This window comes from Shewanella vaxholmensis, from assembly GCF_031932135.1.
Classification (GTDB): domain Bacteria; phylum Pseudomonadota; class Gammaproteobacteria; order Enterobacterales; family Shewanellaceae; genus Shewanella; species Shewanella hafniensis.
Genome location: NZ_JAUOEV010000026.1, coordinates 1 through 24,348 on the forward strand (window position 1 = coordinate 1; position 24,348 = coordinate 24,348).

General features: G+C 45.1%; 14 protein-coding genes and 2 pseudogenes. 11 read left to right on the top strand and 5 right to left on the bottom strand.

What is annotated here, in order from left to right; all coding sequences use genetic code 11:
* From Q4Q46_RS18510 to Q4Q46_RS18520, 3 genes and pseudogenes are all read right to left on the bottom strand, one after another.
* A pseudogene (locus Q4Q46_RS18510) lies at positions 1-194 on the bottom strand (hypothetical protein); the annotation flags it as partial.
* 107 nt (positions 195-301) lie between these two features.
* Positions 302-4,588, bottom strand: a complete 4,287-nt coding sequence (locus tag Q4Q46_RS18515) for an EAL domain-containing protein (RefSeq protein ID WP_311906717.1) — start codon at positions 4,586-4,588, stop codon at positions 302-304.
* A 283-nt stretch (positions 4,589-4,871) separates the two neighbouring features.
* Positions 4,872-7,661, bottom strand: a complete 2,790-nt coding sequence (locus tag Q4Q46_RS18520; protein WP_311906718.1) for an insulinase family protein — start codon at positions 7,659-7,661, stop codon at positions 4,872-4,874.
* A 169-nt stretch (positions 7,662-7,830) separates the two neighbouring features.
* Here Q4Q46_RS18520 and sixA point away from each other — a divergent pair, with 169 nt between their 5' ends.
* The gene (sixA, locus tag Q4Q46_RS18525; RefSeq protein ID WP_006082236.1) at positions 7,831-8,301 is read left to right on the top strand and encodes a phosphohistidine phosphatase SixA; all 471 of its coding nucleotides are present in this window, start codon (positions 7,831-7,833) and stop codon (positions 8,299-8,301) included.
* Between the two features lie 114 nt (positions 8,302-8,415).
* On the opposite strand, the gene smrB is transcribed toward sixA, so the two are convergent.
* A complete protein-coding gene (smrB, locus tag Q4Q46_RS18530) occupies positions 8,416-8,946 on the bottom strand; it encodes an endonuclease SmrB (RefSeq protein ID WP_261272875.1) in 531 nt (176 codons plus the stop codon).
* Between the two features lie 80 nt (positions 8,947-9,026).
* On the opposite strand from smrB, the gene prmB reads away from it, so the two are divergent.
* The 6 genes and pseudogenes from prmB (at position 9,027) to Q4Q46_RS18560 (ending at position 14,804) form a co-directional block, all read left to right on the top strand.
* Positions 9,027-9,971: a 50S ribosomal protein L3 N(5)-glutamine methyltransferase gene (gene prmB / locus Q4Q46_RS18535; protein ID WP_006082234.1), complete on the top strand. Its 945-nt coding sequence runs from the start codon at positions 9,027-9,029 to the stop codon at positions 9,969-9,971.
* A 124-nt stretch (positions 9,972-10,095) separates the two neighbouring features.
* A complete protein-coding gene (gene aroC / locus Q4Q46_RS18540) occupies positions 10,096-11,190 on the top strand; it encodes a chorismate synthase (RefSeq protein ID WP_006082233.1) in 1,095 nt (364 codons plus the stop codon).
* Positions 11,191-11,294: 104 nt separating this feature from the next.
* A complete protein-coding gene (locus tag Q4Q46_RS18545; RefSeq protein ID WP_311906719.1) occupies positions 11,295-12,470 on the top strand; it encodes an MFS transporter in 1,176 nt (391 codons plus the stop codon).
* Between the two features lie 100 nt (positions 12,471-12,570).
* Positions 12,571-13,749, top strand: a complete 1,179-nt coding sequence (locus Q4Q46_RS18550; protein ID WP_006085469.1) for an ATP-NAD kinase family protein — start codon at positions 12,571-12,573, stop codon at positions 13,747-13,749.
* 5 nt (positions 13,750-13,754) lie between these two features.
* Positions 13,755-14,039: a YfcL family protein gene (locus Q4Q46_RS18555; RefSeq protein WP_006082230.1), complete on the top strand. Its 285-nt coding sequence runs from the start codon at positions 13,755-13,757 to the stop codon at positions 14,037-14,039.
* A pseudogene (locus tag Q4Q46_RS18560) lies at positions 14,029-14,804 on the top strand (RNA methyltransferase). Before Q4Q46_RS18555 ends, Q4Q46_RS18560 begins: the two are co-directional and overlap by 11 nt.
* Positions 14,805-14,899: 95 nt before the next feature.
* On the opposite strand, the gene mnmC1 reads toward Q4Q46_RS18560, so the two are convergent.
* Positions 14,900-16,942 carry an FAD-dependent 5-carboxymethylaminomethyl-2-thiouridine(34) oxidoreductase MnmC1 gene (gene mnmC1 / locus Q4Q46_RS18565; RefSeq protein WP_311906721.1) on the bottom strand — a complete coding sequence of 681 codons (2,043 nt, stop codon included), beginning with the start codon at positions 16,940-16,942 and terminating at the stop codon, positions 14,900-14,902.
* 138 nt (positions 16,943-17,080) lie between these two features.
* On the opposite strand from mnmC1, the gene fabB reads away from it, so the two are divergent.
* The 4 genes from fabB to Q4Q46_RS18585 all read left to right on the top strand — a co-directional run bounded on the left by fabB (position 17,081) and on the right by Q4Q46_RS18585 (position 24,323).
* On the top strand, positions 17,081-18,292 hold the full coding sequence (gene fabB / locus Q4Q46_RS18570; RefSeq protein ID WP_311906722.1) for a beta-ketoacyl-ACP synthase I: 1,212 nt from the start codon (positions 17,081-17,083) through the stop codon (positions 18,290-18,292).
* A gap of 160 nt (positions 18,293-18,452) precedes the next feature.
* Positions 18,453-19,583, top strand: coding sequence for a 4-phosphoerythronate dehydrogenase (locus Q4Q46_RS18575; RefSeq protein ID WP_311906723.1), 1,131 nt, complete (start codon positions 18,453-18,455; stop codon positions 19,581-19,583).
* 2 nt (positions 19,584-19,585) lie between these two features.
* Positions 19,586-20,602 carry an aspartate-semialdehyde dehydrogenase gene (locus tag Q4Q46_RS18580; RefSeq protein ID WP_106650935.1) on the top strand — a complete coding sequence of 339 codons (1,017 nt, stop codon included), beginning with the start codon at positions 19,586-19,588 and terminating at the stop codon, positions 20,600-20,602.
* A 178-nt stretch (positions 20,603-20,780) separates the two neighbouring features.
* Complete coding sequence (locus Q4Q46_RS18585) at positions 20,781-24,323, top strand: FimV/HubP family polar landmark protein (RefSeq protein ID WP_311906724.1); 3,543 nt, start codon at positions 20,781-20,783, stop codon at positions 24,321-24,323.
* Positions 24,324-24,348 lie beyond the last annotated feature (25 nt).

Consider the following 24,348-nt stretch of genomic DNA (forward strand, 5'->3'; position numbering starts at 1 on the left):
CCCGCCACTTCAATGGGTTTGAATTTCACATATGGAGAACCCGCCACTTCAAGGGGTTTGAATTTCACATATGGAGAGCCTGCAACTTCAAGGGGTTTAAATTTCACATATGGGGAGCCTTGAAGAGCAACACTATTTGCTACAAAACCAATTGAAGATAATAAAGTAACTGTTACTAGGATTCCTTTAATCATTCTAATTCTCTCAGGGTAGTTGATATTGATTTATTATTGACACTGATAGTGCTATTGCACTTGTTGTGCCAATGTTGTAAATACTAATCAAATAGAGAGTTAAATGATCAATTAATGTTGCTTTGAGTGTTTGACTTTATCATGTCTTCTTGGAGCAGCAAGGTAAACTCGGTCTCTTTTATAGCCTTACTAAAGATATAGCCTTGGATCTCTTCACAGTTAAGTGCTCGTAAAATGTTTAATTGCGCAGTCTGCTCTACCCCTTCTCCCACAACAGAAAGCCCCATGTTATGGGCGATAGTGATAATAGAATCGACCATTTTGAGATCGCGATCAGACTTATCAATATCGTCAACAAAAGCTTTATCAATTTTTAAAGTATGAATCGGGAAACGTTTTAAGTACGAAAGGGACGAGTACCCAGTGCCAAAATCATCCAGTGCCAAACTGACGCCCATTTTAGCCAGTTGCTGCATGACAATAATCGCCGTTTCCGGCTGTTTAATGACAGTACCTTCAGTTATTTCTAATTCAAGGTGACAAGCGGGGAGTTTGGTGAGTCTTAAAATTGACTCTATTCGTTGTTGGATATCGGGGAGTGCAAATTGACGTGACGATAAATTGACGGCGACTCTGCCGCTGAATATTCCTTGTTCACGCCATTTCTGCGCTGCGAAACAGGCTTTGCGTAAGACGATTTCACCAATTTCAACAATTAAACCGTTTTCTTCGGCAAGTGGAATAAAATCATTAGGGGGTATCAAGCCATGTACAGGATGATTTAATCTAACTAAAGCCTCCATGCCTGCAATTTTACCGCGCTTAAGATCAACCTTAGGCTGATAATAAACTTCAAATAGATCATCTTTTAAGCCTTCACGGATGAGATTCTCTATTTCTAACTGCCTAATCGCATGTTGATTTAATGACTCTGAATAAAACTGATAGCAATTACCTCCTGCTGACTTTGCATGGTACATAGCAATGTCAGCTTTCCTCAGTAATGCTTGCTCACTTTGCTCATCTTCTGGAAATAGCACTATACCGATACTTAATCCTAGGACTAGTTGTTCATTACTTACTTCAAAAGCGGGTTTTAACCCTTCGATAATACGATTAGCAATCGCAGCACTGGCGCTTATATCTGAGCCTTTATCTAATACAATGGCGAATTCATCTCCGCCTAGACGGTAAATACTGGTGTTTTTGGAAAGTAATGACTTAATGCGAGCTGCAACGAGCTTTAATAATGTATCTCCAATCTGGTGACCTAAGGAATCATTAATACGTTTAAAATTATCAAGATCAAGCACCATTAGCGCATGGGCTATTTCTCGATTCACTAGGTTACTTAAGGTCACTTGTAAGTTGGAGCGATTTGGGAGTCCGGTTAAGAGATCATTATTGGTTAGTTTTCTAAGCTCTTCTTCTTGCTGTTTCCGTCTCGAAATATCCGAAAAAACCCCGACATAGTGTGACAATTCGCCTAACTCATCATAGATAGCATCGATAGTCAGCTCCATGTGGAAGTGACTTTTATCTCCTCTTGCGGCTTCGACTTCATTTGCCCAGCGACCTTGTTGCTTCAACATGGTCCTGATTTGGGTGGAGAAGGTTTCAGGATATAAATCAAATGTGAGTACGTTGCCAATAAAATCAGTTCTGTTACGTAATGAAATCTTACAGCAAGCTTCATTAACTTCGACAAAACGGTATTCACCGTCGAGGATAAACATGCCTTCAGAAATATTTTCAATGGCTTTTTCAAAGAGTTTTAGTTGCTCTTCTTTTTGTTTAAATTGACTAATATTTTTAATTGTACCTGTCATACGCAGGGCATTATCTTTGTCATCCCGCTCTACAATTTTGGCACGGTCTAAGATCCATACCCAATTGTCGTCTTTACCTTTTACTCGGTATGCGGCTTCGAAATGATCTGTTTCACCATAAAAATGCTTATTGAGCGCTTCTCGAACACGTTCTTGATCCATTGGATGTATATTACTCTCTTCATCCGATTTACCCGAGCGATGTCCATCACGCGGAAATTCAAGTGCTCCCCAGATATTCGAGCGGAAAATGTTGCCAGTTTCTATATCCCAGTCCCACATTTCATCACCACTTCCCCATAGGGAAAGCTTTAATCTTTCTTCGCTGAGCGCTATTTGGCGTTGAACCTCTCGTTTTCTTAAAATTGATTTTGTAATTCCTAAAAATGTTATTACTATAATAATGAAGTAAATTGACTTTGCTAATGTTGATAGCCACCAAGGTGGTGTAATTATAACTTTTAATTCTTTTTCTGGACCATTTATCTGCGTTAATGAATCAACTGCATAAACTTTGAAAATATACTCATCAGGTGATAAATTCGTATAGGTTGCTGAGTTTATTTTATTTGATGCTATCCATTCATCTGATAGACCATCCATTTTATAGTAATAAGACGTAGTAGAGGGTTCTGATGTTGGTGAGTTAAATGTTATGGTGAATGGATAATCAGAGTATTTTAGTTGTATACTCTTTGATTTACTTATTGAACCTTTGAAATACTCACCATCCCCAGCTATTACGGAGTTGAAAATACGTAATCCAGAGATGAAGGTCTCTGGTGGCTGTGAGTTTTTAATATGGTCTAAAATTATATCTTTAGATATCAAGCTTAAACCATCAATGCCCCCAAAAAAAATATTTTCATTATCAATGACTACGCTACTTCTAGTATTATACTCGTATTGACTTCCATTATTTGTTGAGAAAATATAATTACTATCACCATCAATTAAAACAATTTGCCCAAGAGATGATGCGAAAATGTAGTTGTCCAAAGTTAATATGGAGTAGATTTCTTTGTTGTCGGAGAATAATTTATTTGTTTTTTTGCTAATGGGGTTGTATTTCTTAATTGCGGTTGAAGTACCAAATATAATTTCATTTCTAAACTTTGTAATGCTATAGGTTAGTTCATCTGTTATTTTATTGGTTTCATTATCAGTATAATGATATAGACCATTTTGGCTTGCTAAATAAATATCAGCATCTGAAATGTAAAGGATTTCAAAAACTGGATCTTTTTTATTAGTTGTTATTTTTTTTAAAATTAGATTATCTTTTATGATTAAAGCTTTCCCTGAAGCGGTTCCAACTATAATGTTTTCATTGTTATTGATTAAGTCAATAGTTGTTATCTGTTCACCTTCTATTATGTTACTTATATTGCCATTGCTATGTAATAAAATTACACCTTTCTCATTTCCAATGTAAATTCCATATTTTGTCATTACAGAATTTTTATAGCCGGTAATGCCTGTTTGATAAGTTTTTATTAAATTCAAATTTATGTCGTAACATCGAAGAATACTATCATCAGATGATACTAATATTTTGCTATCAAATGTTTTACTAATGTGCCAAACATTATCCTTTATTAGATCTGTATTTAAAACAAGATTGTTTGACTTTCTTATTATTTCAAACCCTTGATTGTTCATTCCGATAATGAGGTAGTCAGCCGTTGAAAATAGATATGTTTCCTTACTTTTTTCTTTCTCCTCTACCGTTTTCCCAATCAGATAGGGTTCATTATTTACCGAGTATATTTTGTTTTTATCTATTCCATAAATATCACTATTGTATCGACTTAATAAAGTATATTTGCTGTTTGATAGTTTTAATACCCTTTTATCACTATAGGTGTAAAGTCCATTTTCTGTTGATATATATAGGGTTTTATTTTCCTTTTCTATATCAAGTACGTTATCAATAATTTTTACTTTATTACTACCATCTATCCTGTAAAGTTTACCATCATAACTTTTAAGAAATATGTCATCACCAATGTTTACACTTTTCTTTACTTCGAAATATTCTTTTTCAATGTACTCTAAGCTTAGAGATTTATTTTTTAAGTTGAGGCTAAGTATGCCCTTATTGGTTCCAACTAAAATCTCTTTAGTAAAGTCATTGTTGGATAAACTCCATATTTCACCATTCAAATATTCATTTTTCACATCGATAAATTTAAGTGATTCATCATTTCTATCATATATAGCAAGTCCTTTGTCAGTACCAACTAGTAGATCACCTTCTTCAGTGATTAGCAGGCTTCGAATAAAAGAGCTGGGTAAACCAGAAGCGCTATTATCAGCATAAAAGTGTTTAAACTCTTTTCCATCGAACCGATTTAGTCCGTTAAGCGTGCCAATCCAAATGTAGCCATCATTATCCGTAACGATAGACGTAACTGTGCTTTGGGAAAGTCCTTGCTGGACACCAAAAGATTGTGATTGGAGAATAATTGGAGATTTGTCAGAAAAGGGAGATGCGTTTACGTCTTCGAATGCATGCAAGCCAAAGAAAGCGAGCAAGACGATTTTAAAGAGTGCTTTAGGCATAGTGTTTATTCTTATTATCCGAGGATGCCATGAAACAATTGTGTTACATCACTTTTCCAGAAAGTGAGGGCTTTGTCAAAGCGGTATCGATAAAAAATCCTTTTAACAGCATGTAGATGCAGCAAAATTGTCCGCAGTAGAAGGGGTAGAACATGGACTAGCCATGTTTTACATTAGTATTACGCCCAACCGTGATAGATACAACTATAGTTGGGCCAATTTGTAGCGGTTTTGTTTGTTTGTCCAACTTTGTGAACAAATGTGTGTGTAAAAGTGTTTTTGTTTAGAAATTAAACTTCTCTGCCGTTTGCTTAAACGTTTTGAGATCTGTGATCATTTTTTCTGACTGCAACGCCGCTTGGGTTCTGTGCTGTTCACCCGTGCTAAATAAGACTAAGCGGTCACTGTGTTTGGTGCGCATTTTACGCATCATGAATTTGAGTAAATCAGTGCGGGTGAGCTTAGTGATTTCGTCTACAACGAGCTCCCTTTGGTTAAATTGATAATCTCTGTTGCCGACACTGACCCAATACCGTTGGCTGCGAGTTTTGAGGTTCGCATCGTGCTCCATGATTTGACTAATAAGACCGACCTTAGTGCTTTCCCATTCTTCGTTGGTGATTTGCATCACGGCGTAATTAAAGTCGGCAATAAACTCATCTATCGCCTCTAATAAATGCAGTGGTCCAGTCGTAGGTGACTGGATATAAAAAATGAGTCCTGGATGGCGATTGAGCGGCAGATAACCTGTGCCAACCATGTAGCCTAACTGTTTTTCAGTTCGCAGTTCATGGAAGAAGGTGGACGACATAGTATGATTTAGTAAGCTAAACAGTGCCATTTTTTCTGGCGTTGCTACTGCGGATTGGTAATACACAATGATCGCGCTATCTTGATGATCTATTGCAAGTTCTCTAAGTAAGGTGCCTTGGCCCGTTAAATTGACTAATTCTCTGGTGGACTCGGCGCTTGGCGTCGAAACCAAGGATAAAATGTGCTCTAAGCGTTTACCGAGAGCTTGTGCTTCAGAGACTAACCAATCCCCGTAGACTAACCCTTCAAGATAGATCTTCTCGTAAAAGGCACGTACATGGTTATGCAAATCTTCAAGGCTTATGTTTTCGAGCATTTGAGCCATGCGGGCAGGCTCATAACTGCTTTTTTGTAGCGTGACAGTCAGACTAGTAAACAATTGTGAAATAGGTTTAGCCTGCGCTAGATTCTGCCAACTGCGCAGTAGTTGAGATTTAATTAGGGCAAAACGTTCTTCAGTAAAATTACGCTCTCTGGCTTTGTGAATTAACAAGGCCAACAGGGTTTCTTGATTACCGGTAAAGCCCGATAAATGCAGGGTAATGCCACCTTGATGCGGATAAATATTGTAACTTAAGCCCGCAACTTCGGCCTGATAGGTTGGTTCAGTCAGATAATCGAGCAGCATTTCAACATACAGGCGGGTGAGGGCGGCATGTTTTGGTGTTTTACTCGCCTGCTCTGAGTCCAGCGACAAATACATGTGGCCTTTGGGCACATTAAACTCATCGTCTTTCTTGTGCCAAATACGGTATCCCGTCGATTCTGCAACGATCACTGGTACATCGACATCGCTCTTATCTGGTCGAGGAATGGAGTCGGCGACGATAAATGGGTTTGCAGCAGGTAATTGTAATTCTGGGCGAATACTGCTCACTTGCCAACGAACGAGGGACTGAGGTGCAATAGGGCGCACTTTATAGGGGGTGTGATACCAGTTGGCTTTACGATCCGTTTTAACCGATTGCGCGATAAGCTGCAGACGCATATTGTGGGGCGTCATTAGCTCGAGTAGGGCTATGGTTTCTGGAATATCCAGCCCATCCATTCGATAGTCACCAAAGACCAAATCTTCGACTTCATAATGATGCATATTGATGCTGAGGTGGCTGGCCAAATCGAGTGATTTAACTTGCTCTTGGTAGCGAAACGCCATTTTGAGTAAGTTTGCGCGCTCTAAATAACGCCATTCATCTAAACCTTGGGTTTTGATGAGCTCAATATACTCAAAACAGCAGCTGATAATCTCATCAAGATTCGCCAGTCCCTTATCGCTTAACTGTAAACCGATACTGTAATCTTTGAAGTTATAACCATTTACGCCGCCGCCCGCGGACAAGTTATTCACAAGTCCCTGCTCTTTAAGATAGGACAACAAGCTGCCATGGCTCTCATTGCCTAAAATATGGCTGATATAAGTCAAAGGCTTACGTTTGTAGTAGTGGTCAATGCCAGGGAAATTAAAGCTGATGCTTAAGCGTTTTTGCTCCTTAAGCGGCACGATATCAATTTGGGTTAACAGCTCATTTTCTGAAAACAGCGGCACTTGAGGATAGTTTTTCACTAAGTTCAAGTTTTGGATCTCGCTAAAATAATGGCAGGCTAAATCTTCTAATTCGTCGAGGGAAAGCGGCGCGACTAAGCACAGGGTCATTAAGTTGGCGCTGTAGTGGCTTTGATAGAAATCGAGTAATTCGCTACGTACCTGTGCTTGCTCTCCGCCTAAGGTGACTAAGTTACCGACTGAAAATTTCGAAAAAGGATGCAGCGGATTGACTGTCTCTTTCAGCACTTGATAGGTACGGCGGATATCGTCTTTCAGTTTTAAACTAAATTCAGATTCAATGGCTTGGCGCTCTCTGTCGACCAGTTCTAAGTCAAATTTAGGTGCGATAAAAAATTGGCTGAATCTGTCTAAGGAGTCGGCAAACACGTCTTCATTGATGGTGAAAAAGAAGTTAGTGTGCTCTGTGCCCGTCCAAGCGTTATTGCTGCCGCCATGTTGGTTGATAAAGGCGTGGTACTCGCCTGAGTCGGGAAATTTTTCGGTACCAAGAAAGAGCATATGCTCTAAAAAATGCGCCATGCCGGGTCTATCTGCGGGATCATCAAAATGACCCACGCCTACAGCCATAGATGCGGCCGCTTGGCTGGCATCTTGATCTTCAACCAATAACACCCTAAGCGCGTTATCTAACACAAGATAACGATACTGACGGTGATCGTTTGGACTTTTATAAATGGACTGAGAGGCTTGCAAAGAGACACTCCGATAACGATAGCTTGTTATATATTGATAGTCTTAATGGTTTTTAGCAAATATCTCTTGTGTTTATCGACTAAAGATTAAGTCTTACAAGGTTTGTTGAAATGGATTTTAGGGCTACAATTGGGATAAAACAAAAACAAGTTTGAGTCGCGAGAGAAGTATGCAGCTATTTTTGATGAGACATGGTGACGCCGGATTTAATGCTCAGTCTGATAGAGACAGAACACTGACCGATGTAGGAAGGCACCATACTGTGTTGATGAGTAACTGGTTGGCTCGCAGTGTGACTGATTTCGATCTCGTTTTGGTGAGTCCTTACTTACGTGCGCAGCAAACGTGGCAGGAGCTGAGTCAGCATTTTCCTGAGCCGCGTAAGTGGTTAGTCGCTGATGATCTCGTTCCTTCAGGCGATCCCGCCAATGTAGCCGCGTTAGTTGTAGCCTATGCTGAGTTATACAAGGCGGATAAAGTGCTAGTGATTGCTCACATGCCGTTATTGGGCTATTTGGTCAGTGAGTTAGTGGCAGGTGTTGAACCGCCGTTATTTGCCACCTCGGGCATTACGCTCATTGATAAACATGCCGAGCAAGCTTCAATCGTATGGCAGCATGCGCCACACAGCATTAGCTAGCTTAGATTTATATCCCATTTACAGAACAAACGGCCCACATTATGTGGGCCGTTTGTTTTGCTAAATCTCTAAATTGCCAAATCTGAAACGTTAATCTCTGAAGCCGATAGCGAGTTAACGTCTATGCGGCTGCTCTCCAATATCAATCAGCACTAATAATGCCGCATCGCCACCCCATTCTTTAGGCGCTTGATGGAAAGCCTTCACCATAGGATGCTGCACTAACCACATGGGAACTTGTTGTTTCAATATGCCACTGCCGTAGCCGTGCATAATGCAGCAGCACAGGCTTTGTTGTTTGACGCAGGCTTGGATCAGTGCCGCTAACTCAAGTTTGGCTTCCGATTGGCGATAGCCGTGTAAATCCAGCAGTAAATCTGGCTGGTAATCTCCACGTCGCAGGCGTTTGAGTTCTATGCTATCAACCCCTTCCGCCAACCAACGCATCGGCCCTTGTACTGGCAGTAGCGGCTGATAAGTATCTGAGAAATAACTGTTAGCATGCAGTTGCTGCTCTTTCAGTTCTATTTCCTGTTTGGTTTTTAAGGGCGTGCGAAAGTGTCGCTTATTTTGCGTGATGGGTTTAATACCATCGATAAGCGCTGAGAACATCGCCAAGCCTTCTTTGTCGTCGTCTTTATTCATGGCGGGTATTCTATTGAATCCTATGGTTTCTGAATAGAGTTCAGTTACAATGTTCGCGAACAAACTAGCGGGAGCACGTTTTGGATAAGATCTTTGTAGATGAAGCTGTGACAGAATTACGCACTATTGGCGATATGTTACGTTGGGCCGTGAGCCGTTTTAACGACGCCAATGTGTATTATGGTCATGGTACTGATAACGCGTGGGATGAAGCCATCGCCTTAGTTTTCCATGCTTTACACTTACCCGAAGAAATCGGCCAGCAAGTGATTTTAAGCAACTTGACCAGCAGTGAAAAGCATAAAATTGTCGAGTTGATTATTCGCCGTGTCAGAGAGCGCCTACCTGTGCCTTACCTGACCAACAAAGCACGTTTTGCCGGACTTGAATTTTACGTCGATGAGCGCGTGTTAGTGCCACGTTCACCGATTGCTGAAATGATCGCTAACCGTTTTAGCCCTTGGTTATATGGCAAACCAGTAACGCGTATTTTAGATTTATGTACTGGCAGCGCTTGTATCGCAATTGCCTGTGCCTACGAATTTGAAGATGCCGAAGTTGACGCGCTGGACATCAGCGAAGATGCTTTAGATGTGGCGCAAATCAATATCGAAACCTTAGGTGTGATGGACCGAGTATTCCCGATGCAATCGGATTTGTTCTCGGCCATCCCAGAAGGTCCTCAGTATGATTTGATTGTTTCAAACCCACCTTATGTGGATGCTGAAGACATTGGCGACATGCCAGATGAATATCATCATGAGCCTGCCATTGGTTTAGCCTCAGGTCGCGACGGCTTAGATTTAACCAAACGCATACTGGCCAATGCCGCGCAATACCTCACACCAACGGGTTTACTCGTAGTCGAAGTGGGCAATTCTATGGTGCATTTGATTGAGCAATTCCCAGAAGTGCCGTTCACTTGGATTAACTTTGAAAATGGCGGCGATGGCGTATTTGTATTGACCCGCGATCAACTGGTCGAAAATCAGTCAGTGTTCGGCATTTATCGCGACGCAGAATAACCTAAGATAGCAAATTAGGTTGAGACTTTTCCCGCTGCCAGTTAGGCTTGCAGCGGGAAAATAAATTGTCCAGTGGTCGCTGGACACGGAGCGATGAACAAATAACCTAAGGTGTACAAAGCGGATGTCTGGAAACAGTATTGGTCAAAATTTTGTAGTGACGACGTTTGGTGAGAGTCACGGTGTTGCACTGGGTTGCATTATTGATGGTTGCCCACCAGGGCTTGAATTAACCGAAGCCGATATGCAGCATGATCTTGACCGCCGTCGTCCAGGGACATCCCGATATACCACGGCCCGCCGTGAGCCAGACGAAGTGCGGATTTTATCCGGCGTTTTTGAAGGTAAAACCACGGGTACCTCAATTGGACTCTTGATCGAAAATACCGATCAACGTAGTCAAGATTACTCTAATATCAAAGATTTATTCCGCCCTGGACACGCCGATTATACCTACCAGCAAAAGTACGGTATGCGTGATTACCGTGGTGGTGGCCGCTCGTCTGCCCGTGAAACCGCGATGCGCGTTGCGGCGGGTGCTGTGGCTAAAAAGTATTTGAAGCAAGTTCACGGTATCGAGATCTATGGGTTTATGTCCCAGCTAGGTCCTATTTGTGCGCAGACTATTGATCTTGACCAAATTGAGCAAAATGCCTTTTTCTTCCCCGATGCCAGCAAGCTTGAAGCGCTTGATGAATACATGCGTGAGCTGAAAAAATCCGGTGACTCCATTGGCGCGAAAATCTCCGTTATCGCGACAGGTGTGCCAGTGGGTTTAGGTGAGCCAGTATTTGATCGATTGGATGCCGATATTGCCCACGCGCTGATGGGCATCAATGCCGTCAAAGGCGTTGAGATTGGTGATGGTTTTGGTGTCGTGACTCAAAAGGGCTCCGAAGGTCGTGACTTAATGTCACCTCAAGGCTTTGAATCTAACCATGCGGGCGGTGTGCTCGGTGGAATTTCATCGGGCCAGCCGATCATTGCCCATATTGCCTTAAAACCCACATCAAGCATTAGTGTGCCGGGCCAAAGTATGACGGCGCAGGGTGAAATGGCCGAAGTTGTCACTAAAGGTCGTCACGATCCCTGTGTTGGGATCCGCGCTGTACCGATTGCCGAAGCTATGCTTGCTATTGTGTTGATGGATCACTTGCTAAGACACAGAGCGCAAAATCAGGATGTACGCAGTCACACGCCCGTTCTCGGAATGAGATAGGGGTATGCGATAGGAGCATGAGACTGGGGTATGAGATAGGCGCATGTGATAGATGGTATGCGATAACGATACAACAAGTGGCATGAGATAAAGGGAATGCGTTAATGTCAACTTCTTCCAGCACAAGCCGGCAATTACGCTGGCTTTGTGCCTGCTATTTTTTCTTCTTTTCTATTCTTGGTACTATGGTCCCTTATCTTGGGGTCTTCTTCGAAAATCGCGGTTTTAATCCTCAAGAAATTGGCTTTTTACTCGCCATCCTGATGGCGACGCGTATCGTTGCCCCGAATGTGTGGGCCAAAGTGGCTGACCGGACGGGGATGCGTGCTGAGCTGATAAAAATGGGCGCGGGAGCCGCCGCTCTGGCGTATTTGAGTTTCTTCTACCATGGCGGTTTTGTGTATATGGCGCTGAGTCTGGCCCTCTATACCTTCTTTTGGAACGCAATCCTTGCCCAGCTTGAAGTGATCACCTTAGAAACCTTAGGCGAGAATGCCAGTCGCTACGGTCAAATTCGCAGTTGGGGCAGTGTCGGTTATATCTGCCTGGTTGTCGGTGCGGGCTTTGCGATTGGCCAGTGGGGCACTGAAGTGCTGCCTTATATCGGTTTTTCATTATTTATCGGCATGTTAGCTAGTGCGTTGCCATTACCAGCAAATCGTTTAGTGCGTGACACCAGTCAAGTGCGGCCGCCATTACAATGGAATCGAGCGATTATTTGGTTCTTACTCTCGGCTATGTTGCTGCAAATGAGCGCAGGGCCTTTCTACGGCTTCTTCGTCTTATATTTAAAGCAAGCGGGTTACTCAGAATCTTCAGCGGGGATATTTGTGGCCCTTGGCGCTATGGCCGAAATCGTGATGTTTATGTTCGCGCCGCGTTTACTGGGCCGCTATGGCGTTAACACCCTATTGATAGTCAGTATCGGTATGACTTGCTTGCGTTGGCTGTTGGTTGCATTCGGAGTGGACAGCGTATTGTGGCTTGGTTTTAGTCAATTATTGCATGCCTTTACCTTTGGTTTAACTCACGCGGCATCGATTCAATTTGTGCACAGGCATTTCGATGCGAGTCACAGAAGCCAAGGTCAAGCCCTGTATGCCAGCTTAAGTTTTGGAGTGGGCGGCGCGCTCGGCACTTGGATTTGCGGCTATATTTGGGGCGATGGTAGCGGGGCGGTTTGGTCTTGGGTATTTGCGGCAGGATGCGCTTTTGCCGCTATGCTGGCGGTATTCTTTATTCCTAGGGATAAACCTGGCGTTGCCTCCCATGCGGCCTAATAATGTCAATCTAGCAATATCAATCACGATTAAAAAGTATCTATTAAGATACTAAAATATAAAGATAAAAATACCAAGATTGCGTTAAGTGAGGTAAAAGGTGATTCGGTTTCGTTTAGGGTTAGTGATCAATCCATTGGCTGGCTTAGGTGGCAGTGTTGGCCTTAAGGGCAGCGATGGCGTTGCCGAAGAGGCGCTTGCCTTGGGCGCCGAACCCAAAGCCGCTTTGCGTATGATGCAGGCCCTTGAGGTTATCCGTGATTATGCTGATGACATCGAGGTTATTACCGCTTCGGGCATCATGGGTGAAGACGCAGCAAAGTCACTGGGTTTTACCACGCGAGTGGTGTATCAAACCCCGGATAAAACACAGGCACTGGATACGCAGGCCGTTGTGCGTGCGCTGCTGGATGAACCGCTGGATTTACTGCTCTTTGCCGGTGGTGATGGCACGGCACGCGACGTTTACTCCGTGTTTGAGCAAGCCACTATCGATGACAAATTACCCGTGCTTGGTGTGCCCGCTGGCGTGAAAATTCATTCCGGCGTTTACGGTATTACGCCCCATGCCTCTGGCATGGTGGTCAAAATGTTGCTCGATGGTGAACTTGTTAGTTTGATGTCCGCCGATGTGATGGATATCGACGAAGTGGCTTTTCGCCAAGGCACAGTGCGCGCCAAACGATTTGGTGAACTTTTAGTGCCCGCCGAGCCGCGTTATGTGCAAGCGGTGAAGATGGGCGGTAAGGAAGTCGATGAACTCGTGCTGGCCGATATCGCCGCCGATGTGATTAATCAAATGGAAGATGAGCTGTACATCATGGGCTCTGGTAGTACGGTTGCCTTTGTGATGGAAGAGTTAGCTCTGAACAATACCCTGCTCGGTGTTGATCTCATTCAAGATAAAAACCTTGTTGGCAGTGACTTAACCGCGAATGAATTACTTGAACTGACCCAAGATAAGCCGACTAAGTTGGTGATCACTCTGATTGGCGGTCAAGGCCATATCTTAGGACGCGGCAATCAACAGTTGTCGCCTGAGCTCATTCGGCGCATCGGAAAAGACAATATTATTATCCTTGCCACAAAAACTAAGCTAAAAGCACTTGATGGACGACCACTAATTGTGGATAGTGGCGACCCTAAATTAGATAGCGAGCTTGGCGGCTATTATAAAGTGACGACGGGCTACCATGATTACGTCATGTATCAGGTGGCCAATCCAGATTTATTGGTCGCAGCAGATGTGTCGGCCAATCCAGTATTAATGGAGAGTTAGACCCAATGTTAGAGCATTACGAAGACGCATTAGAACAGTGGATCGCCAGTGTAGTCAGCCATGGTGATGACGATGCTTTGTTTGCCTGTGGCTATTTACAGGGTCATGTCGCCGTTGTGTTATCACAACTTGAAGCGCAGGGTGCAACCGATCTCGATGCCCTTATGTTGAAAATGACCGATTGTTTAGCACTCGCGCGCCAAGAATTAAATGATGCCGATTATGCCTTGGTTGAACAGGCATGGGCACAGCTGCATGCAAGGATTGTAGGCGAATTTGATGTTGCCTAGCGTTATGCCTATGACTGACAACGAGCAAGTGACTAATACTGCAGTGACTAATACCGAAGTAACGAGTACAGAAATGCCGAGTGCTGAATTAGCCAGTGAGCAAACGCTCGATGACAGCGCAGTGTTTATCGGTTTAGTGAATCCTAAAACGCCCGTTAATGTCGGCGGCATTATGCGCGCATCGGGTTGTTATGGCGTTGACGGCGTATTTTATACCGGCAGGCGCTACGAGTTAGCCGCGCGTTCGGGTGCAGTGCAATACCATGTCGATACTAAGGATGCTGGAGAGCGCATTCCGCTTACGGGCGTCACTTCATTACTCGCCTCGATTCCGGCGGACACTAAGCTCATCTGCGTGGATTTGGTGGTTGGCGCGACGCCGCTGCCGGATTTTGTCCATCCCGCGAAAGCCTTTTATGTGTTTGGTCCTGAAGATGGCACCATTGGCCAAGAGATTATCGATAAAGCCGATGCCGTAGTGTATGTGCCTACGGTCGGGTGTATGAATCTTGCTGCGTCGGTCAATGTGCTGTTATACGACAGATTGGCGAAATCTCACCGTGAGGCTGCAAGCCTGACATCGAGCCTAGTACCCAGTCTTAGCGGTGATGCGCTTATTCGTCAGAGTCGCGATAACAACAATCGTACTCGGGTAAAAGTGCCCAGAGCGCCGCGAAAACCTCGACATGTTGGAGCTAGCAGTCTTGAGTCTAGCAGCCTTGAACCCACAGCAGTGACAACGCAATAGTCGTTACAGCCGCTTAAGTGGTTTACAGAAAACATTTAAAAAAGGGACTAAGCCATGGCTTAATCCCTTTTTTATAGCGCTCAAAAACGTTATTTTTCTAGCGATTGATTACCTAGAGCGCTTTACCCTTGAGCAATTTTCGCAGCCACATGCGATTGGGGTTGAGTTTACACAGGGTGGCTTTATCAAGCGGTATTGGTTCGCCGCAAAGTTGCGCGGCGAGACATTCGGCGGCCAGTGGCCCAGAACTGAGTCCCCGCGAGCCTAACCCACCAAGAATATACAGTCCTTGATGCACTGGCGCTGGCGTGGTTTGCCAGTAGTGGCGACTCTCTTTAGTGAGTTGATGTTGCTCATAATCCTCAAGGATTTTCGCCACATCGGGCGCGCAGCCCATCATAGGGAAATGATCCCGCGTCACCATACGCACGCCAACACGGGCATTGTTGCCACTCATGTCGATATCTGCAAGCCAGCTTTGGTTCGGATAACTTTCGTGCATTTTGGCGAGGTTTTCTTGCTGTTCCTGCGGGCAAAAGTCTAAATGTTCAGGTTCTTTAACGTAACTCGCGCCAAGGCAGTGGAGTCCTTGGTGACTCGGGGTTAAATAACCGTTGGCGCACAGTACAGTCGCGAGTTGACTCAATTGAAACTGAGCGGGCACATGGCTGACTTGGCCACGAAAGGGGCTAATTTGTAATTTGTTGCTGGCATCAAACTGCGTCAATTCTCTGCCATTGGCGAGTACAAGTTGTGCAAAAGGCCCGAAACGTTCTTTTTCAGTCAACAAAACCCAGCCATCGGCTTGGCGTTCAATGGCAAGGATGTCGGTATTGAGCGAGACACTGACATCTGCCAGTTGCCTTGCTTTTTGTATTGCAGCTTCGGCATATTCAAATGGACAAACCCAACCACCTAAGGGATAAAAAAAACCTGGCTTATCGAGATTGATCTTGGCAATTGCATTGGCTTGCTCAGCATCGACGGCGTAGGCTATTTCACTTGGCCAGAGTTGGCCTTGAATGATTTTATCGAGTCGTAATTGGCTGCGTTCATCGTGGGCAGTTTGCAATACGCCACAAAAATCATGGGAAATCGACGTTTGATTTGGTGCGGGGACAGACGTCAGCGCCTGCACTCGACGTCGACTAAATAAAAATGCCTGTTGGAAGAAGCGGCTAAGCTCGTCATTTTCCGGTGTCAGCAGTGGATAAATCGCCCCTTGACGATTGCCCGAAGCGCCTTGGCCAAGCTTGGCATCTTTACAAAACAGCTGCGTGCCTTGGCCTCGCTCGGCCAAAGACAGCGCCAAATGCGCCGAGGCTAAGCCACCGCCTATTATGGCAATCGTGCTGGACGTGTCCGAGGGTAAGATTGCAGCCATAGGATTAAAGGCATAGGCTTTGGCATCTTGCTGGCGTAAGACGTGGCGCTCGTGTAACAAAATGGCATCAGGCTGATGGTTTGTCTGTATTTCAGTGCAGGTAAAATCCCTCATCTCAAAGCCACAGGCTTGGAAACGATTGATTGTTGTTTCGTTTAATCCGCTTGATTCGCTTGATTCAATAGTGGCAATGGTCGCGCTATCGTCACTGAGTTTTGCCATCTGCCAATGGTTTTGCTGATTCAACCCATTTTGCAGATGGGGCAATACCAGCCAGTGCTGAACGGGGTGAAGTGGAGAATGAATGAGTGAACTGAGCTGGGATTGAATATCACCAAAGTGCAGGTCGATTGTGAAACGACCGTCATCAAAAATTAATCTCTGGCAACCTATAATAGCCGCGGGCTCTGCATTAAGTAAGCGTTGGGCAAGTGGCTCAAGTTCAGGCTCTTTGGTTAAACAGGTGGATTGATCCCAAAGTAATTTAAGTTCGTAAGCATTAATCGGATTGGGTTCGAACACTTTTAAAAGTAAACGTTGGCTAAGGTGCGAATGAGCGCGCCACCAAGATAAGAGTTCAAGCCCGTTGCCTAGACCAATTTGGCCTAATACTAAGATTTTTTGCTGTGAATGAGCCTCAAATACCCGCTGCTGATAAATGCTCAACTTGCTGAGATAGTGTGCATCAGTGTCAGCGGTTGCGGGATAAAGGTTGATTAATTGCGGGTAATCACGCTTAATTTGGCAAGGTTTATTGGGCTCAGCAGTCAAAGAAATTTACTCTCGGTCTCATAATGGGCATTATTTTACTCGCCTTTATGGAAAGCTGACCACTTAATTGAGTCAAAACAGATACTATTGGCTCAGCGAAAAGTAGGTACTGACATGTACACAATGGATAGCAATAAAATGAAAAGAGTCGTGATCACCGGAATGGGTGTTGTTTCAAGTATCGGTAATAACAAGCAAGAAGTGACCGAGTCACTGAAAGCGGGCCGCAGTGGTATTACGCATTCAGCTCAGTTTGAAGAGATGCAATTACGTAGCCATGTATGGGGTGACATCAAGTTAAACCCAGCTGAGCATATCGATCGTAAGGCATTGCGTTTTATGGGTGATGCGGCAGCGTATGCCTACATAGCCATGCAAGAAGCGGTTGCCGATGCCAATTTAACCGAAGAGCAGTATTCTCATCACCGTGTGGGTTTGATTGTCGGTACAGGCGGTGCATCATCGTCTAACCAAGTACAATCTGCCGATACACTGCGTGAAAAAGGTGTTAAACGTGTTGGTCCGTATATTGTGCCTCGCATCATGTCGAGTACCGCCAGTGCTTGTTTAGCCACGCCATTTAAAATTAAAGGCATGAACTATTCTATCAGTTCAGCCTGTGCAACCAGCGCTCACTGTATTGGTCACGCCGTTGAACTTATCCAAATGGGTAAGCAAGACATGGTGTTTGCCGGTGGTGCTGAAGAAGTGGATTGGACGCTGACCATGGGCTTTGATGCTATGGGCGCACTGTCAACTAAGTACAATGCCACACCAGAAAAAGCCTCTCGTACCTATGATGCAGACCGTGATGGTTTTGTGATCTCTGGCGGCGGCGGTATTTTAGTGGTTGAAGAGTTAGAGCATGCTCTGGCTCGCGGCGCAAAAATTTACGCTGAAGTGATTGGTTATGGCGCGTCTTCAGACGGTTATGACATGGTGGCGCCATCTGGCGAAGGCGCAGTGCGTTGTATGCAAATGGCCATGGTCGATGTTGATACCCCAATCGATTACATCAACACTCACGGCACTTCAACGCCAGTGGGCGACGTGCGTGAATTAGAAGCGCTACGTGAAGTCTTCAAAGACAAGTGCCCACCGATTGCATCGACTAAGTCTATGACAGGTCATGCATTAGGCGCTGCAGGCGTACATGAAGCGATTTACAGCTTAATCATGATGGAAAACAGCTTTATTGCCCCAAGTATCAATATCGAAAATCTGGACGACGCGGCGAAAGACATGCCTATCGTTCGTGAATATCGCGATGCTGAGCTGAATACAGTCATGAGTAACAGCTTTGGTTTTGGCGGTACAAACGCCACGCTAGTGATGCGTAAATTCAAATAAGTTTGTTTATCAAACGCGATAGAAGGGAAGCTTAGGCTTCCCTTTTTTATGGGCGATTTTTGTAAACCTGTTGCATCGACAAGGATTTATCCCATTAGTCTTGTTAGAATACCGAGCATCTTGATGCCTTCCATTCCCACTTTTATCCGATCAGGTGCCCATGAAGATTTTAGTCGATGAAAATATGCCCTATGTTGAACCGCTATTTGGCGATCTCGGGGACATTATTCCTGTTAACGGCCGCACGTTAACCGCCGAGCAAGTACGCGAGGCCGATGTGCTATTAGTGCGCTCGGTCACCAAAGTGAATGCCGAGTTGCTCTCAGGCAATAACAAGCTGAAATTTGTCGGCAGTGCCACCATAGGTACAGATCATGTGGATTTAACCTATCTTGCTGAGCGAAATATTCCCTTCTCTAATGCACCAGGTTGCAATGCGACTGCTGTCGGGGAGTTTGCTTTTATCGCTATGCTGGAGTTAGCGCAGCGCTTTAATTCGCCGCTTAAGGGCAAGGTCGTCGGCATCGTGGGCGCGGGCAATACCGGTACTGCAACAGCTAAATGCTTGCAAGCCTATGGTATTAAGGTGTTGCTTAACGATCCCATCAAAGCTGCAGAGGGCGATCCGCGCAGTTTTGTGAGCTTAGAAACCATCATGGCGCAGGCCGATATCATCAGTTTACATGTGCCCATCACGCGCACTGGCGAGCATAAAACCAAGCATTTGTTCGATGAGGCGCGCTTAAAGGCACTCAAACCCAATACATGGTTAGTGAATTGCTGCCGCGGTGATGTGATAGATAATCAGGCGCTTATCAAAGTGAAGCTGCAACGTGACGATCTTAAATTAGTGCTCGATGTGTGGGAAGGCGAGCCAACACCTTTGCCCGAGTTGGTACCATTGGCAGAGTTTGCTACGCCGCATATCGCAGGTTATAGCTTAGAAGGTAAGGCGCGTGGCACTTTTATGCTCTACCAAAACCTGTGTCAGTTGTTGAATATTACTGCCGATAAAAGCCTGCTGGATCTCTTGCCAACCTTTAACATTAAGGCGGTTGAACTTGCGACAGCGCCGAATGAAAAAGCGTTATTGCAGCTCGCGCGTTTTGTCTATAATTTGCGCGATGATGACAAGATGTTCAGAAATACATTCTTAAATGAGAATGGCTTCGACACTATGAGAAAAAATCACCAACATAGACGCGAATTTAGTGCATTGGCGCTGGCTTATGACGGTCAATCTGAGGTAGATTGGTTGTCCAATTTAGGTTTTTCAGGAGTCGGTCAGTAGCTATGTCACAGGAATTTAATGTTGTCGTTTTAGGTGCATCGGGCGCAGTGGGTCAAACAATGATAGAGATCCTCGAAGAGCGTAATTTCCCGGTTGCAAATTTGTACCCTTTAGCCAGTAGCCGCAGCGCCGGTGAAACGGTCAGCTTTCATGGCAAACAAATTACCATTCTCGACGTAGAAACCTTCGATTGGACCCAAGCTCAAATTGGTTTCTTTTCTGCAGGTGGTGATGTTTCCGCCAAATGGGCCCCGATTGCCGCTGAAGCAGGTTGTGTTGTGATTGATAACACCTCGCACTTTAGATACGACATCGATATTCCCTTGGTCGTACCCGAAGTGAATCCGCATGCTATTGCTGATTTCCGCAATCGCAATATCATTGCTAACCCAAATTGCTCAACGATTCAAATGCTGGTGGCGCTTAAGCCTATTTATGATGCCTATGGTATCAGCCGCATTAACGTGGCAACGTACCAGTCAGTTTCAGGTACAGGTAAAAAAGCCATTGAAGAGTTAGCGCATCAGTGCACTAAATTACTGCAAGGTTTACCTGCTGACGCTGAAGTCTATCCAAAGCAAATTGCTTTTAACGTATTGCCGCAAATCGATAAGTTTATGGATAACGGCTATACCAAAGAAGAAATGAAAATGGTCTGGGAAACCCAGAAAATTTTCGGTGACGATGAGATTTTAGTGAATGCGACCGCGGTACGTGTACCTGTGTTTTATGGTCACTCTGAAGCCATTAATATCGAAACCCGTCAGCCTGTCGATGCAGAAGACGTTAAAGCTTTACTGCGTAATGCCGAAGGAGTGGTATTGTTTGAGTCAGATGATGACTATCCAACGGCTGTAACCGATGGTGCTGGTACCGATCCGGTTTATGTTGGCCGCATTCGTAAGGATATCTCTCATTCTCATGGGATTAACCTGTGGGTGGTGTCAGACAATATTCGTAAGGGCGCAGCCTTGAACAGTGTGCAAATTGCCGAGATCTTAGTGAGAGATTATTACTAAGCACGAGATTGCATTTTATGCCCATTGAAAAAGCCTGCTGTCAGCAGGCTTTTTTTGTTTTACAATTGTGAACAGTAGCAGGGCAGGGATTTCTGGTTTATAGTAATCTCAATAAATACAATTGCCTAAAGCCTGTTATCAGCGAGATAACTTTATAGCGCTTCAAAGGGAAGGATTGATGAAATTTCGCACTTCGTATCTTGTGGGTCTAATGGCCACTGTTTTAGCTGTTTCTTCTACCGCTTATTTTATTGATCCCGCCGTTGCAGCAGATACGCCAAGATTAAAACCCTTAAAAATCATGGGTCCAGACGGACAGATCCGTCAAGTTAATCATCAATATGGCCCAACGACATCCAGAGACACGTTTTGGAGCATAGCGCAAAAAGTCCGTCCCGATGCCAGCGTCAGCGTCTATCAAGTGATGGCAGCGCTATACGATGCTAACCCCCATGCGTTTAACTCGGCCAGCTACAACAGTTTAGAACGTGGCATGATCCTGCTGATCCCGTCTAAAGAAGTCATGCTGTCGATTCCTAATAGCATGGCGATTGCAAGAGCAGAACAAAGCGACAGACAATCCCGTGCGCCAGCAAAAGCGGTGCAGAAACCTGCTGCGAAAGTCACTACGCAAGCACCTGTGACGGCTCCCGCCGTGATTGCTGAAACTAAAATTACTGAAACTAAAGTGACACCGCCTAAAGCGCCAGTGGTAGAAACGCCGACGCCAGACAAGCCTAAGATGCTGAGTTCTGATGTAACGTCGCGTTTAGAAGCGGCCGAAAGTAAAAATCTGTCATTAACCGATGAATTAGCTCGTACCCAAGATCAACTCACTGTCCGCACTTCAGATGTTGAAGCGCTAAAAGTGAAAGTTGAAGAGTTGAATCAACGCATTGCCGTGCTAGAGGAAACTCTGCAAGCCAGCAAATTGCAAAACCAAGCTTTAAAAGCCGAAGTTGAAGCTGCCCAAACGCCAGAGATGGCAACAGATACTCCTGAAGCAGATGCTGAGGTCGCCGCTGAACCCGATGATTTATGGCGTAGTATCCTTAACAGTCCAGTGTTAATGATTGCTGCCGCTGTGATCCCTGCCTTGTTCTTGTTACTGGCAGTGTTCTGGTTCCTACGCCGTAAGCGTAATAAAGAACGTCGGGAAATGCAGGCGCAAGAAGCGGTTATGGCCGCCGGTGCTGCTGGCGTTGCTGGTGCAGCCATAATGGACATGGATGATGACGATTTAGATGATATGGCGGTGCATTTAGATACCGACCATGCGGACTCTATCGATAGCCTGCTGGATATGGGCAGCGTCGATTTACAACCAGAGCAAGATTTAACTGACTCAAACGATCAGATGGATATGGCGTCTGAAATGTTTGTCGATCCTGGTCTCTCAGCCGAACCTGAGGTTGAAGACGAAGGGCAATCTCTTGATGATCTGTGGGCAGAAGCCATGGGCGATCAGGAAGAGGATATTGTTGAGGAGAAACCTAAATCTGGCAATATTCTTGAGGAAGCCGATCTTGATGCACTCTTAGCGGGCCTAGGCTCTGATGACAGCACTTCTGAAGACAGCGCTGAGGCTGAAGAGGATTTAAGCGAATTAGAGCGAAACTTTGCGAGCGATTTAGCTGAAGAAGACGACGTTGAAGTAGAAGATACTAAACCTGCCGATGAAGCCATCGCGGATGACGATGATCTTGATGCATTACCTGCCGAGTTTAGTGTTCCTGCAGAAGATACTGAGATTGCACAAGCACCAGACGCTGTTGCGTCTGATGATGAAGATCTCAGTGCTGCCATCGCCGCAGAACTCAATAATGAGTTAGATGATGAACTGGGCAGCGAAGAGGTTGATGATATCGATGCGCTGTTAGCGGATTTTGATAAACCCGCAGAGCCCGAAGTCGAGCCTGATCTTGGCGCTGAAATTGCTGCCGAGTTAGACGCAGAGTTAGACGAACTGGGTGTAGAAGATAGCGACGACATTGATGCGCTGTTAGCGGATTTTGATAAACCCGCAGAGCCTGAAGTCGAGCCTGATCTTGGCGCTGAAATTGCTGCCGAGTTAGATGCAGAGTTAGATGAACTGGGTGTAGAAGATACTGACGACATTGATGCGCTGTTAGCGGATTTTGATAAACCCGCAGAGCCCGAAGTTGAACCCGATCTTGGCGCTGAAATTGCCGCCGAGTTAGACGCAGAGCTGGATGAACTGGGTGTAGAAGACACAGACGATATCGATGCACTGTTAGCTGATTTCGATAAACCCGCAGCACCCGAAGCTGAACCCGATCTTGGTGCTGAAATCGCCGCCGAGTTAGACGCAGAGCTGGATGAACTGGGTGCAGAAGACACTGACGACATCGATGCACTGTTAGCTGATTTCGATAAACCTGCAGCACCCGAAGTTGAACCCTATCTTGGCGCTGAAATTGCCGCCGAGTTAGACGATGAACTGGATGAATTAGGCGTAGATGAATCCGATGATATCGATTCACTGCTGGCAAGTTTTGATGCTGAGCCTGAAATCAAAGTTGATGCAGAAAATGATGATATCAGTGCAGAAATTGCCGCAGAGCTAGAAGCTTCGTTACCGGAAGATATCAAGGGCGAAGCGGCAGGCGATGAAGATTTAGATGCGCTGTTAGCTGAATTTGATGTGCCAGAACAACTCGATGCCGATGAAGATGAATTCGACTTCGATATGGAAACGGCGCAGCTTGACGCGGACGATACCACCACAGACGAAGATAACTTACTCAAAGGTATTGGTGCATCCCATTCGATTGATGGCACTGATGATACTTTCTCGTTAGTCGAAGAGTTGGGTGAAGATGATGATTCTGACGCCCTGACTTCGGCCGCAGCCACTTTGGCAGCCGCTACCGCTGCAGCGAGAGTTAAGGAAAAAGAGTCTTCTTTCTTTAATGATTTAAAAGCCAATAAGAGCAAGGATCCCCACGTGCTCGATTGGGACTCAGAGCTTGATTTTGCGCCTAAGGCCAAACCTGCTGCGACGCCAGCCGATGCCGCCGCTGAAACAGATGTCGATGATGTCGAGCCTAATGCCGATGCTTCGCTAGCTGATGCTAAGGCTCTGGATGATGCGACTCAAGAGAAGCCGATTAAGGCGACGCGTAACGATCTTGATTTTAGTGAAGATTTTAAACTCGATACCCAAGAGGATGCTGACGATTCTGAGCAAGGCCTCGATTTAAGCGACGACAATGTACTCGCTGCTTTCACGGCCAATACCGATTTTGATGGCGATGAAGATGTACTGACGTCGGAAGACAGTTTCTCACTCGTCGATGATCTCACTGTCGATGAAGCGTTAGCTGCACTCGATGCCCAAGAGTCGCGTAAAGCACAGAAGAAGTTTGTTCCTGAGCATGATTTAACGAATTTCCAAAATGAAAACGGCTTTATCGACATCGACAAGTTGTTGAATGATGCCGATGAAGACGGCACAGATACCGATTTGTATTCGGAAGTCGACGTGGAAATGAGTGATGTCGGAGCCTTAATCGGTGACGCCGCTATGATTGATGTCGATGATGAAGAAAACTCAGTCAACGCTAAGCTGGATTTAGCTCGCGCTTATATCGAAATTGACGACAGCGACAGCGCCAAAGCCCTGCTCAAAGAAGTGCAAATTGATGGTAATGAGCGCCAGCAAGATGAAGCCGGACGTTTACTCAAAGAGATGAGTTAATCCCGATTGAGAGAGTTTCAACCTA

Coding starts and splice junctions, on each gene's coding strand:
- Q4Q46_RS18515 (WP_311906717.1), bottom strand. CDS start 4,588: ATGCCTAAAGCACTCTTTAAAATCGTCTTGCTCGCTTTCTTTGGCTTG.
- sixA (WP_006082236.1), top strand. CDS start 7,831: ATGCAGCTATTTTTGATGAGACATGGTGACGCCGGATTTAATGCTCAG.
- smrB (WP_261272875.1), bottom strand. CDS start 8,946: ATGAATAAAGACGACGACAAAGAAGGCTTGGCGATGTTCTCAGCGCTT.
- aroC (WP_006082233.1), top strand. CDS start 10,096: ATGTCTGGAAACAGTATTGGTCAAAATTTTGTAGTGACGACGTTTGGT.
- Q4Q46_RS18545 (WP_311906719.1), top strand. CDS start 11,295: ATGTCAACTTCTTCCAGCACAAGCCGGCAATTACGCTGGCTTTGTGCC.
- Q4Q46_RS18555 (WP_006082230.1), top strand. CDS start 13,755: ATGTTAGAGCATTACGAAGACGCATTAGAACAGTGGATCGCCAGTGTA.
- fabB (WP_311906722.1), top strand. CDS start 17,081: ATGAAAAGAGTCGTGATCACCGGAATGGGTGTTGTTTCAAGTATCGGT.
- Q4Q46_RS18575 (WP_311906723.1), top strand. CDS start 18,453: ATGAAGATTTTAGTCGATGAAAATATGCCCTATGTTGAACCGCTATTT.
- Q4Q46_RS18580 (WP_106650935.1), top strand. CDS start 19,586: ATGTCACAGGAATTTAATGTTGTCGTTTTAGGTGCATCGGGCGCAGTG.
- Q4Q46_RS18585 (WP_311906724.1), top strand. CDS start 20,781: ATGAAATTTCGCACTTCGTATCTTGTGGGTCTAATGGCCACTGTTTTA.